General features: G+C 30.1%; 10 protein-coding genes. All 10 read right to left on the reverse strand.

Going from position 1 to position 13,360, the window contains the following annotated elements:
* Window positions 1–2 precede the first annotated feature (2 nt).
* The 10 genes from ACWI69_RS05850 to rsmG all read right to left on the reverse strand — a co-directional run bounded on the left by ACWI69_RS05850 (window position 3) and on the right by rsmG (window position 13,203).
* Window positions 3–500: an NADH-quinone oxidoreductase subunit NuoE family protein gene (locus ACWI69_RS05850; RefSeq protein ID WP_448820913.1), complete on the reverse strand. Its 498-nt coding sequence runs from the start codon at window positions 498–500 to the stop codon at window positions 3–5.
* A 165-nt stretch (window positions 501–665) separates the two neighbouring features.
* Entirely contained in the window at window positions 666–1,643 is a 978-nt protein-coding gene (gene fba, locus ACWI69_RS05855) for a class II fructose-1,6-bisphosphate aldolase (RefSeq protein ID WP_448820914.1), read from the reverse strand.
* A 73-nt stretch (window positions 1,644–1,716) separates the two neighbouring features.
* Complete coding sequence (locus tag ACWI69_RS05860) at window positions 1,717–2,187, reverse strand: hypothetical protein (RefSeq protein WP_448820915.1); 471 nt, start codon at window positions 2,185–2,187, stop codon at window positions 1,717–1,719.
* Window positions 2,174–3,445 (reverse strand): serine--tRNA ligase, encoded by a 1,272-nt coding sequence (gene serS / locus ACWI69_RS05865; RefSeq protein ID WP_448820916.1) that lies wholly within the window; start codon window positions 3,443–3,445, stop codon window positions 2,174–2,176. Before serS ends, ACWI69_RS05860 begins: the two co-directional genes overlap by 14 nt.
* A 30-nt stretch (window positions 3,446–3,475) precedes the next feature.
* Window positions 3,476–4,063 carry a TIGR03936 family radical SAM-associated protein gene (locus tag ACWI69_RS05870; RefSeq protein WP_448820917.1) on the reverse strand — a complete coding sequence of 196 codons (588 nt, stop codon included), beginning with the start codon at window positions 4,061–4,063 and terminating at the stop codon, window positions 3,476–3,478.
* Window positions 4,064–4,192: 129 nt separating this feature from the next.
* Window positions 4,193–5,191 carry a UDP-3-O-(3-hydroxymyristoyl)glucosamine N-acyltransferase gene (lpxD, locus tag ACWI69_RS05875; RefSeq protein WP_448820918.1) on the reverse strand — a complete coding sequence of 333 codons (999 nt, stop codon included), beginning with the start codon at window positions 5,189–5,191 and terminating at the stop codon, window positions 4,193–4,195.
* 22 nt (window positions 5,192–5,213) lie between these two features.
* Window positions 5,214–5,699: an OmpH family outer membrane protein gene (locus ACWI69_RS05880; protein WP_448820919.1), complete on the reverse strand. Its 486-nt coding sequence runs from the start codon at window positions 5,697–5,699 to the stop codon at window positions 5,214–5,216.
* 24 nt (window positions 5,700–5,723) lie between these two features.
* Window positions 5,724–7,808, reverse strand: a complete 2,085-nt coding sequence (locus tag ACWI69_RS05885; RefSeq protein ID WP_448820920.1) for a BamA/OMP85 family outer membrane protein — start codon at window positions 7,806–7,808, stop codon at window positions 5,724–5,726.
* A gap of 17 nt (window positions 7,809–7,825) precedes the next feature.
* Window positions 7,826–12,163: a hypothetical protein gene (locus tag ACWI69_RS05890; RefSeq protein ID WP_448820921.1), complete on the reverse strand. Its 4,338-nt coding sequence runs from the start codon at window positions 12,161–12,163 to the stop codon at window positions 7,826–7,828.
* 26 nt (window positions 12,164–12,189) lie between these two features.
* Window positions 12,190–13,203, reverse strand: a complete 1,014-nt coding sequence (gene rsmG / locus ACWI69_RS05895) for a 16S rRNA (guanine(527)-N(7))-methyltransferase RsmG (RefSeq protein WP_448820922.1) — start codon at window positions 13,201–13,203, stop codon at window positions 12,190–12,192.
* Between the last annotated feature and the right edge of the window lie 157 nt (window positions 13,204–13,360).

Raw genomic sequence — 13,360 nt, forward strand, 5'->3', positions numbered from 1 at the left:
CTTTATTTTGATGTTTTTTCTTTTCTATATTTTTCTAATATTTTTTTCATATCTTTAACTTCTTCTTTTCCATAAACATCTTTTCCAATTAGAACCACTGGAGCTAATCCACACGCACCTACACATCTGAGTGCATCTATTGAAAATAATCCATCCTCTGTTGTTTCTCCAACATCAATTCCTAAATAATTTTTTACACTAGTTAAAACTTTTTCAGCTCCTCTTACATAACAAGCTGTCCCCATGCAAACTGATATAGGATATTTTCCTTTTGGTTTCATTGAGAAGAAGTGATAAAAACTTACCACTCCATACACTTTTGCAATTGGAAGATTCATCTCTTTTGCAATAAATTCCTGTACTTCTTGTGGCAAATATCCAAAAATCTCCTGTCCTTTATGAAGTACAGAGATTAATGCTCCATTTTTTTCTTCAAGAGCTTCTATATACTTTTTTAACTCTTCAAACATCTCTTTTTTTAATTTATTATCACAAGCCATTTTTACCTCCTATTTTTTATTTTTGTTTTTTCAAAGAATTTATGTTATTTTATTACTATATTTTTTAACAAAAATCAATAGTTGGAACAAGTTAAATTTTTCTATACTTTTCCCTCATATAATAAAAAACCTGCAGATAAAAATCTACAGGCTTTAATTTTCTAACTATTTTGCTGCTTTATAAGCGTTCTCTGAGCCAAAAACTTCTTTAATTTTCTCTTTATAATACGCCTTCATCTCTTCCTTTGCAACACCTAAATATTTTCTTGGATCGAACTCTTCAGGTTGCTCAGCAAATACTCTTCTCACTCCTGCTGTAAATGCAAGTCTTCCATCTGTATCTACGTTTATCTTTGCAACTCCTGATTTTGCTGCTCCCATTAACTCAGTGTTAGGAATTCCAATAGCATCTTTTAATATTCCACCATATTTTTTGATCTCTTCAACGTACTTTTGAGGTACTGCTGATGACCCGTGTAATACAATTGGAAATCCTGGGATTCTTCTTTCAATTTCAGCCAATATTTCTAACTCTAATTTTGGATTTGTTCCAGGTTTAAATTTGTGAGCTCCGTGTGAAGTTCCAATAGCGATAGCCAATGAATCCACCCCAGTTCTCGCCACAAACTCTTCAACTTCATCTGGATTTGTAAATATACTATGTTCAGCAACAACATCATCTTCTACTCCAGCAAGAACTCCTAACTCAGCCTCTACTGTTACATCAAACTTCTTTGCATACTCAACAACTTCTTTTGTAACTGCTATATTTTCTTCGAATGGATAGTGAGAACCATCAATCATTACTGATGAGAATCCTGCATCTATACATGATTTTACTGCATCTAAATTTGGACCATGATCCAAGTGAAGCGCCACTGGAATATCTGATCCCATAGCTCTTGCTCTATCTACAGCAGCTTTAGCTAAAAGTGGAGTAACCTCTTTTGTCATATACTTTAATGCTCCTGTTGAACATTGTAATATAACTGGCGAACCCATTTCAGCACAAGCTTCAACAATCGCTAGCATTTGCTCCATATTATTAAAGTTAAACGCTGGAACAGCATAGTGCTCTCTATTGGCTTTTGCAAACATTTCTCTAGTATTAGATAATCCTAAATCTTTGTAATTATATGACATAACTTTCCTCCTAAATATTTTATTCATCTATTAATATAACAAATTTTTGTACTAAAATCAATTTTTGAAACTATTAGTTTTTTATCTTTATTTGACTTAAAATATATCTAAAAAACCACTTTATCTTTCTTTTACTCTTAAATATTTTAAAAACTTCAGGAATTAACTCTATTACATCCTCTATTACTCTTTGATATGAAGATAGACTTTTAGGTAATATATTTTGAGTGTTCACTAGCCAAGACAAAAGAATTAAGTTTATAATTCTTAAAAAGCTTGAAGCAAAATTTAAAATTCCACCCTTTGTTACATATATACTATAAATTTTGAATAGAACTTCTCCCTCTTGATGATAATATATTTGAGCCAAAAAAGTAGTTAAATATATAAATATAAGAAATTTTAATTTTTTTAAATGTTTTAAAAGTTCTTTATTAAATAGAATATTTAACACAACCTCTGCTATAAGGAGAACTGTTAATATTGTCATATTTTTAACAAAGAGATTCAAAATAAATAAAATTAAAAGGCTATTTTTTAACAACAGTCATTCCACCCATATATGGTACTAAAACCTCTGGTATCAAAAATGATCCATCCTCTTGTTGGTAGTTTTCCATAATTGCCAATAAAGTTCTTCCCACTGCTAATCCCGATCCATTTAATGTATGACAAAACTCACTCTTTGAATTTCCTTCTGGTCTATATTTTAATCCCATTCTTCTAGCTTGGAAATCTCCACAATTAGAACAAGATGAAATTTCTCTAAATTTGTTCTGTCCTGGTAGCCATACCTCTAAATCATAAGTTTTTGCAGCCCCAAATCCCATATCACCAGAACACAGTTGAATAACTCTATATGGCAAACCTAATTTTTGTAGTATCGCTTCTGCATTTTCAACCATTTTCTCCAATTCATCATATGATGTTTCAGGTGTCGCTAACTTTACCATTTCAACTTTATTAAACTGATGTTGTCTAATTAGTCCTTTTAAATCTCTTCCATAAGAACCTGCTTCTCTTCTAAAGCACGGTGAATATGCTGTATAATATTTAGGTAAGTCACTTTCATTCAATATCTCTTGTCTATGAATATTTGTCAATGTAATTTCTGACGTTGAAATTAGAAACATATCGTCAGTTGTCTTATACATATCTTCCTCAAACTTTGGCAATTGCCCTGTTCCTTCACAAATCTCTCTTCTCACTATAAACGGTGTTAGGTGCTCTGTATATCCATGCTCTGTTGTATGCGTATCAAGCATAAAACTAATTAAAGCTCTTTCTAACCTCGCTGCTGCTCCTCTGTATATTGTAAATCTCGATCCTCCTAATTTAGTTCCTCTTTCAAAATCTAGAATTTCAAGTTTCTCTCCTATTTCCCAATGCTCTTTAGGCTGAAAAGTAAATTCTCTTGGTGTTCCCCATCTTCTTATTTCAACATTATCTTCCTCATCCTTTCCAATAGGAGTACTTGTATGATACATATTTGGAAGAGTCATTTGAAAATATGTCACTTTCTCTTCTACTTCTGCCAATTTTGCATCTAATTCTTTTATTTCAGCTGAAACTTTCCCCATTTCTGCTATGATTTCAGATGCATCCTCACCAGCTTTTTTTCTTCTAGCTACCTCTGCAGACTCTGTATTTCTTTTATTTTTTAACATTTCAACTTGAGATAAAATTTCTCTTCTCTCTGTATCTAACTTCACAAACTCTTGAAGATCAATATTACTTCCTCTGTTTACCAGCATTTCCTGTAACATATCAATGTTTTCACGAATAAATCTTAAATCTAGCATAGCTTTTCTCCTTTATAATTAATTATATATTTATATTTTATAACCTTTTTTTACTATATGTACATCCTTTATATCTATTCCAGCTAAAATCAAAAAGGAATTTGGTGAAGTGTTGACCAATTCTAAATTTATGATATTTTCAACTCTCGAAAAATACTTGATTCTCTCTCCTAGATTCCTCTCAAATATTTTTCCTTTCTTTTCTTTTCTTTCAATTATCTCCCCTTGGTTAAATAAATTCTCCAAAGTATCTATATCTTTTTTTGTCCCTTTTATTTCAAAAACAGCATCTGTATATACATCTACAATACTTCTCTTATCCTCAATTGTTTCCACTTTAGTCACTTTAAATCCTGGAACCGCTGCAGAGTTCATTCTCTCCATTACTTCAGCATCTGTCATCATCTCTGATAACTCTATATCCATTAATTCATTAAAAGCTTCTGTTCCTAGAGATACCGGATTCCCCAAGGAAATTTTTGGTCTTGGGTGAAATCCTTGAGTATATTTCATAGGAATATGAGCTTTTTTTAATAATCTATCTGCAAATCTAAGCATATCTAAATGAGATATAAATCTCATCTCACCATACTTATCAAAAGTTATTCTCTTTTTCATTATGTTACCTCATTTTTTATTTTAGATATATTGTACCATGTTACACTTTTAAATTAAATACCTTTCTTTAAAAAAATAAAAAATCTAAAGTTGATTTAACACCTTTAGATTTTCTAATTCTATATATTTTTAACTTTTTCTCTCTAACTCTTTAACTCTTTTTAATAACTCTGGTAATTTTTTTTGAGCAGCTTTTATTCTCAAATCATCTTTCAAATTCACCAATGGATGACCTGCTAGCACTTGGTTATCCTCAACATTTCCTGTAATTCCAGATTTTGCACCAATCATAACATTGCTACCTATCTTAATATGTCCAGCAACTCCAACTTGTCCACCCAAAGTTGTATTATTCCCAACTTCAGTACTTCCCGCTATTCCTACCTGAGATATAATCAAACAATTTTGACCAATTATATCATTGTGTGCGATTTGAACCAGATTATCTATTTTTGTGTATTTTTTTACTATTGTATTTCCAATTGTTCCTCTGTCTATCGTTGTATTTGCCCCTATTTCCACAAAATCTTCAAGAATTACGGATCCTATTTGCTCTATTTTTGTATTATTTCCATTCACTTTCACAAATCCAAATCCATCTGATCCAATTACCGCCCCCGGTTGAATAACACACTCTTTTCCAATCTTACAAAACTCTCTTATAGTTGCATTTGGATATATTATTGTATTATCTCCAATCTCTACCCCCTCACATATTGTCACATTTGGATAGATTGTTACATTTTTCCCTATTCTTACATCATGCCCTATATAAGAATTAATTCCAATACTTGATCCCTCACCTATTATAGCTGAATCCTCAAGTAATTTCTCCATTTTTTTTAATTTTCTTTTAAAAAATCCTAGTAATTTGGGCATTAAAACTCTTGGATTATCTTTTACCAACAGATATGTCTTTCCATTTTTTGGTAATTCCATCCCCATTGGAACTATTATAACACTCGCTTTTGTCTCATCTAATTTTTTCAAAAATTTTTCATCTGATGCAAAAGTTATTTCTCCTTCTTCAGCTTGAAAAAAGGGAGATAGCCCTGTAATATTTACCTTGATATCTCCCTTTACTTCGCACTCAAGAAGAACTATCAACTCATCTAATTTATAAGTCATCCTATCCCTCTCTGTGCTTTTATTAGTCTACTTTTTTACTTTTTTCCATTACGTTTAGTACTTTTGGAGTTATATTTTCTCCTCCAAACTTAATTGCACCCTGCTCAAGAACATAATCATATTTATCTGTTCTTGCCACATTTTGAATAGAGATATTTATTAATCTATCAATCTCTTGCATTTTTTTTGCTTCTTCACTTGAAAGTTTAGCTTGAGAATCTCTCACTAACTTTTGAAAAGCAGCAACTTTTTCTTCAAAAGATTTTTTTTCAGCTTCAGTTACATCTTTTCCTTTTCCTTGTAATTCAACTTGAAGTTTTTGTAATTCAATCTCTTTTTTCTGTAATGTAGTTTCTAAAGTTTGCTTCTCTTTAGTTAAATTATCTCTAATGACTTTTGTTTGAGAATATTTTGCAAATAACTCTTGGCTATTTACATATCCCACTTTTAATGCGAAAGCAGATGTAGATACTGCTGCTAACATTGCTATTATTGCTATTTTCTTCATTTTGAATCCTCCATATATTTTTTATTAGAATGATTGTCCCATGTTGAAATAGAATTTCATTCCACTTTCTTCTGAATTTCCTACTGGCCATCCAAAGTCAAATCTTAAAGGTCCTACTGGTGTATTTACTCTTAATCCGACTCCTACTGTTGTTCCAATATCATCTGGGAACTTTGCATTTCTTTTTTGATTTAAGTACCCTGGGTCTTCACCTTGATAATCCCATGCTCTTCCAATATCTGAGAATACAACAATTCCTAAAACATCATTTATTTGAGTTCTATTCTCTATTGTCGCAGTCACTTTTTGTGTTCCTTGATAGAATCCACCATCATATCCTCTAAGAGTACTTCCTCCTCCTACCCAGAACCTTTGAGATTCAGGTGTAGTAGTAGTCATAATTCCACCTACAACTCTATATGCAAATGTGTTACTTTTAAATAATCCTCTATGATATTTTCTTAATTCTAAAGTTGTATTAGCGAAAGTTCCTGAGTCAATGGTATCAGCATATCCCACTTCAACTTGATATTTTCCATACCAACCTGATGTTGGATTCCAATAACTATTTCTAGTATCATATGTTATTGATGGATATATACTGAACAATCCATAACTTCTTTTATCTCCCCATTTTTCAAGAAGATTTACTCCATTATAATTAGTGTAGTTTGCTAGCTCTGACTTTTTAGCTTTTTCTGTTATATATTCAGCTTTGGTTCCTAGTCCTATTCTTAAATTTTTAGTTAATCCTTTTCCTACATTCAATTTAGCACCGTAGGTATCTGTTTCACGGAACAGCACACTGTCACCGTTTTCATATTCGTTTTTATATAAACTCCATCCCCAAGATATTCTATCAGTACCTTTTATCCAAGGATCTGAGAAGTTAAGAGAAAAGCTTGTATAGTTTTCATTTGACTTTTCAAAAGTTACTCCCAACTCTTGTCCTTTACCTTGCCAGTTCATATCTTTTACTGATAACATACCAAGAAGACCTATTTCTGATCCATAGGATATCGCTCCTTGTAAAGTTGCTGTTCTCTCCTCTTCCAGTAAAAGAACTAAATCAACACCTTGATTTTCTCCCGGAGCTGGTTTTGTTTCATATTTTACATTTTTAAAATAACCTGTTCTCATCAAGTTTGATACAGTTTCATTGTAATCATTTATATTAAATACTTGACCTGGCTGTATCTCTATTTCTCTATCAACTACGTAATCTCTTGTTTTTAACAGCGTATCCGTTGCCTTTCTTCTTTGACCTTTTTGTTTAGTTACCATTTTCGTAAAGTTAACTTTATCTACTACGCCCTCATTGATTACTATTTTTAAATCATTGGCTCCAGTTAAATCAATGTCCTCTATCTCCGCTAAAACATAGCCATCTTCATTATATTTTTTTAATATCTTATCTCTAGCATCTCTTAAGTTGTTAAGATTTAAAACCTTTCCAGGTTCTATATTAACTAAACTCTTTAGTTCCTCTGTTGTATACTTCGTATTCCCTTCTATTTGAACTCCATTCACAATTGGATTTTCAATAACAGAGTATACAACTACTAGTCCTTCTGGATATTGATAAACATCTGGTATAACCTCTCTATACATTCCTGTTTCTAAAAGTTCTCTTTGACCCTTAATTATTTTATTTTTTGAAAAATATCCTCCAACTTTAATCGGAATTTTCTTAGCAACTTCGCTCACTGGAACATTTACGCTACCAATTATTTCCAAACTAGATACAACCAATGTAGTATCCACTCGTTCTCTTTCTGAAGCCGGTAAAATCCCTTGTTTTTCTAAAAGTTCCTTAGTATCTTTTTTCTCTTTTACATCTACTACTAATTTTATTCCTCCATCATAAACTTGAGGATAAATAGCTAATTCGTCTATATAATCACTTTTTTTTATGTTGTTATAGTCTTTTAATAATCCCTCTGTTGAGAATACTTGACCTTTTTTTAAACTCATCTTTTGTATTAAAACATCTTGAGGTATCTCATTTAAGTTTTTAAACTCTACCCCTTTTACTAAATATTCTCCTTCTGCTCCAAATGAAACTATAGAAGCTACTAGTGATATTATTCCGATTAGGTGCTTTTTCATCCCAAATTGCCCTCCAATTATTTTTTATTAGAAAAAATATCTTTTATACTATTATATTTTCTTTCAAACTTAAAATCAACATAATAATTTAATTTTCCTTTTTTCTTTTCATCAATCATATTAGCATCATTTAATTTTGAAGTTCCTATTCCATAAGACCATCCTGATTTATATCGCCTTTCCACTTTAAAATCTAGCTGATTTACAGAGTTAGAAAACTCACTACTTTTACTCTCGCTATCAGTTCCTCCTATATCATACTTCGTTCCATCTATTATTCCTAGTTTTAAAATCCAAAAATATTTATCTTTATATATAGGATTTTCTGCCTCTAAATATGCTCCAAATCCAAAAACACTCGGATCTTGAGTTTTAGGATCATCTGAGTTAGCTAAAACTTCCTGATTGAAAACATCTGACACTATCCTAAATTTTGATATATGAAAAATATTTTGAATTTTTCTCGATATAGGTCTCAATAAAGTACTTGAAATTTGACTATCTATAATGGTCTTAAAGAGTAACGCTACTACGTTTCTATCGTTTCCATCTCCATTTCCATCAAAAAGATTTTTTAGACTACTGCTCTCACTTCCTTGATTTGTCATTATATTTAATCTTAAACTATTTAGTTCTCCTTGTAAAGATATTTCTACATTTCCATTGGCTGTTAATGAAGAGACATCAAATATCAAGTTAGGATTAAACTCCGAAATTAAACCATTCTTTTTATCGGCTAAAAGTAAAGCTCTTGTTACGGTAAAATCTTCACTTCCAAGTACAAAGCTTCCTTTTTGTATTTCTAATTCACCCACTACACCTACTTTTTCATTTTTTCCAACAAGGTTAAATCTACCCAATAAAACTCCCTGTACGTCTTGTGCAAAAGTTGAGACATCAGGTATATTTATATTTATTCCATCTTTTATCATGACTCCTACATTAAATTCTGGTGTTTCATTCAACCCACTTTTTATTTCAAAGTCTTTTCCTAGCCTTTTACTCTCGCCAATTATCGCTCTTGTTTTATCTATTATAAAATTTAAAATAGTTAAAATCAAGCCTTTATCTTCTTTCAATATTCCGGTTATTTCACCACTGTTTATAACAACATTTCCAGATACTTTATTTTCTGAATACACTAAATTTGTCGAAAGATCTATTTTAAAATAATCTTTTAATTGATAAATCATATTTTTCAAACTCACATTAAACGCATAATCTAAATTTTTATAAAATTCATTATCTGCTCTAATTTCATCTAAGGACGGTAACTTTAGATATCCTTTACCTTTTATCTCTCCGTCATTTAGTTTCCCTTCTAAAGAATTGACAGTCAACCTTTCACTATCAATTTTTAAAATCATATTTATATCTTTCAAGTTTGAAAAAGCTTTAGGTAGATTTGCATTGAAATTAACTAAATCAATATATCCACGATTTTCTTTAAAATTACTTGATAAATGTACATCTATATTTGCAGTTCCTGTTATATCTTTTACATTGTCCTTTGATAGGATTCCATTCAAAAAACTTAAATCTATATTTTTTGAAAAAACATTAAAATTGTACTCCTGATTTGAAATTCTATACTCTCCTCTACCCTTTATCATATTCTTTTCATAATAAGCTAAAATTTCATTAACTGTTAAAATATCTTTATCCCCTAATAATCTCAAAGAGATATCATTAAAATTAAACTCCTTAATTTCGTATTCTCCATTGAATAAATTTAAACTATATTTTGGATTGTCTAAATAACCCTCAACCTTACTCTCTATACCTATACTTCCATCCATATCTTTCACATTGATAATCCCGTGAAAATTCTTTAAATGGAGTATTTGTTTTGGAATACTATACTCCAGTGTTTTTTCAATTAAATTAATCTCTCCTCTTGAGTATAAAAGTTTTTTCCCTTCCAAATTTAATACATCTAAGTTGTCTATATAGATACTATTCTTTGTGTTATCTTTTAAATATTTTAAATTGGATGTTAAGTTTGGTAATATACTGCCATTTAAGTACACTCTATCAATATTGATTCCCGCAACAGCCTCAATAATACCATCAGATATCTGCCCACTTACCCTAGATAAAAGACGATATTTTAACGCTTTAAAATTATAATACTTTGGTAAATTTTCTTCCAAAATATTCAATATAAATTTCCCCTCTTTATTTTTTAAATTATATTCAATAGTTGCTAAACTCTGATTTAATTTAAATTTATCAGCTATTAGGGTATCATCTTTATAAAAGAGATTTCCATTTAATGATATTAATTCTTTGTTTGGCATCTCTAAATAAGCTTCTTTAACTTGTGCATCAGCTTGAAATTTTTCAAAACTTCCCGATATATTTCCATATACATTTTCTAAAAGTAAAACTATACTACTTTTTTCAAATTCACTACTTTTTAAACCAGTTATGTAATAATCTAAATCTAGAGATTTGTCCTTAATATCTATTTCTCCTTGCACTTTAAATAATCCATTTCTTATATCAGAGATTGTTAATTTTCCATCATCAAATGTCGAATCAATTTTTATTCCCTGAACCATAATCTTTTTATACTTTCCCTCTCTTAACTCACCTTGAACACTAGCTTGAAAACCACCATCATTAACTATTGATACATTTGCATAAGCATCCAAAAGAATATCTTTATTTTCTAATTTTAAGTCGTTTACAACTCCTCTTAAAATAAATTTTTCTTTCTCTCCTGCAATCTCACCTACAAAGTCCAATTTTGTGTCCAAATTCAAATTAGTAAATATATTTTTTTCTTGAAAATTTTTTGTATGTATTTTAAATTTATATTTCAAATCTTCTCTGTTTAATTCCCCTAGGATTTGTAACACTTTCTGACCATCTTGGTTAACCATTGCAATCTCATCAAAATTAATTATTTTGTCTTTTTCGTGAGCTTTCAAAAAGAAGTCATAGTTATTTAATAAATTACTTCCACTTAGACTTAATAATTCTAAGGTTTGGTTTTTTAAATCATAAGACATCACAAGTTTTTTATCTTGATAAAGTTCTAATACTTCCTCTTTCTTTTTATATTCCCCATTCAAATTTACAAAATTTGAAGCAACATCAAATTTCAGATTCTCTCCATTAAAATCTAAGTCAACTTTATACGTCAATTCCTTTTTATACTCCAATCCTGGAACTAATAGATTCAGTTTATCTCCGGATAAAGTCAGTATCCCATCCTTAAAAAGAACTTTTCCATCTAAATCATTTATTTCAACTCCTGAGGAGATAAATGGATAACTATTATATAAAACTTGAGCTTTAAAACCTTGCTCTTTTTCATATGATAACTCTACATCAACATTTTTGAATTTTAAGGTGTCTAAAGGTAAATTTAAGTCTCCTAATAATTTATAACTCTTAGCTACCTTGTATGGTAAATTCTCAAATTTAAAATTAACTTTTACCCCCGACTCCTCTGAATAAAAAACGTCGAAAGTTCCTGGAATTTTATCCAAAAGGTAAGTGAAATTAACATCAATTTTATCTTTTTTAAAATCAATTTTTCCATTTACATCTTCAACTTTACTGCTTAATCCGTCATATGTCACTGTTCCATCTTTAAGTTCGGCCACCCCTGTTAAACCTCTTGTTGCAATTGTTAAATTCATATCAAATAATCCTGTAGCTCCGCTTATTTCTCTGTCATCATAACCGTATTGAACAAGTTCTGGTTTTATCATAATATTTTTTAAAACTATATTCATATCCAATGGTTCATCTAAATTATTAAATCTATATTCATATCTCTCTTCTTGATGTTTACCTTTAAACTCTAAATCAATTCCTGTTATTTTATTGAAAGAAACATAGCCATCGACACTACTTAATTCTTGTTTTATCTCTCTCGAGTACGTTGTATCTCTAAATAACAATTCTCCATCTTTCACTGTTATTAGATCTATTGGAACTGCTGTTCCAGCTTTAGAAGTTGACTCTCCTTTATCTCCACTTGAAAAAGCGTCCACTATATTTATATTCTCACCTTTACGCTCTATATGAACCCATGGTCTTTCAACATTAATCTCTTTTATTCTAAAGTTTTTAAGTGACTCTTTAGAGTATGTTATAACTACTTTTGGAGCTTTTACAATTATGTCCTCACCTTTTGACAATACAACATCCGTAATGTCAATTTCTCCAAACTTAGAAAATTTAATCTCTTGAGAAGATATTGTTGGACCTACTGCAATTTTCAATATGAGTTCCACAACCTTAGGTAAATTATACTTAATTAACAATCCTCCACTCAAAAAAATAAAAATGGGAAGAGATATGATTATTAATTTTTTGTATTTTTCAAAAATTTTCATCTCTCATCCCTCCTACTAAATATTATTTATAATGGCTTTTTTAAAGCTACCCCAGCTCTTCTTGGATATTTTTTATCAGTTGATTTTTCTTTTAAAATTTCAACTACTAATCTTTCATCACCATAATTTGGTAATTCGTATCTATGTGTCTTTACTATGCTTGCTCCCAAAATATTTAAAGCGTTTATTGCTTCATCTGTTTCATCTGTTCCCGCCATTTTTTGAGCTAAAAAATGACCTCCAATCTCTATAAAAGGAATCATATATTCCAAAATAACATTAAGTTTATTCACTCCTCTACAGAGACCAATGTCAAAACTTTCTCTATTTTCCTCAGTTATATAATCCTCTGCTCTAGAATTGATTACAGTTACATTTGATAGATTTAGCAACTCTTTTACTTTTTGTAAAAATATTGTTTTCTTGCCAACAGAGTCCATTAATACAAACTCCATTTCAGGGTTAAATATTGCCAATACCATTCCCGGAAATCCAGCTCCTGTTCCTATATCTATAGCTTTTCTACCTTTTTTCTCATCCAATAGATTTTGTAAAAGAAGTGAGTCCAAAAAATGCTTCTCTATTGCATCTTTAGTATCCCTAATAGCTGTCAAGTTTGTATGCTTATTGTACTCTATTAAATACTCTAAATATTTTACTAAATTATCATATACATCATATGTGTTTTTACAATTTGGATCTCTAAAACTACCAAGAGTAATTTCTTTTGTAACATTAGATACTTGCATAGTACACCCATATGCTCCACCTAAAACTCTAACCTTATTCCACAAATAATCATAACGAACAATATGTGCTAATATTTGAAGTGCTCCATCATATTCAAAATTTGATTCTTTTAAATTGAATGTTTTAGCATTATATGAAACCTCTGATGGAATGACTAATGCTCTTTTAATCTTAGAATTTAAGCAAACATCTAATGCTTGAACATTTTCTTTACTTTCAAGTTCAAATAAAGAAACTTCTTTTTTAAGAGCTTTAATTGTTTCATTACTTCCAGAGAATGAAACTAACATATTATTTTTATTAAATACACGCTTGATAACATTTTCTAAATTAGAAATAAAATCACCTACATTAGCTATTGCTTGATTTAAAAATTCATAGCGATTCTTTCCAATTAAATTAGAACGAAGCTTAGCACTTTTAACATCAACTGCTTGAGCTTCAATC

Source organism: Cetobacterium sp., from assembly GCF_977044495.1.

Bases quoted from the DNA above. Each gene is read 5' to 3' on its own strand.
- fba (WP_448820914.1), bottom strand. From the start codon at position 1,643: ATGTCATATAATTACAAAGATTTAGGATTATCTAATACTAGAGAAATG.
- ACWI69_RS05850 (WP_448820913.1), bottom strand. From the start codon at position 500: ATGGCTTGTGATAATAAATTAAAAAAAGAGATGTTTGAAGAGTTAAAA.
- serS (WP_448820916.1), bottom strand. From the start codon at position 3,445: ATGCTAGATTTAAGATTTATTCGTGAAAACATTGATATGTTACAGGAA.
- ACWI69_RS05870 (WP_448820917.1), bottom strand. From the start codon at position 4,063: ATGAAAAAGAGAATAACTTTTGATAAGTATGGTGAGATGAGATTTATA.
- rsmG (WP_448820922.1), bottom strand. From the start codon at position 13,203: ATGTTAGTTTCATTCTCTGGAAGTAATGAAACAATTAAAGCTCTTAAA.
- lpxD (WP_448820918.1), bottom strand. From the start codon at position 5,191: ATGACTTATAAATTAGATGAGTTGATAGTTCTTCTTGAGTGCGAAGTA.
- ACWI69_RS05885 (WP_448820920.1), bottom strand. From the start codon at position 7,808: ATGAAAAAGCACCTAATCGGAATAATATCACTAGTAGCTTCTATAGTT.
- ACWI69_RS05890 (WP_448820921.1), bottom strand. From the start codon at position 12,163: ATGAAAATTTTTGAAAAATACAAAAAATTAATAATCATATCTCTTCCC.
- ACWI69_RS05880 (WP_448820919.1), bottom strand. From the start codon at position 5,699: ATGAAGAAAATAGCAATAATAGCAATGTTAGCAGCAGTATCTACATCT.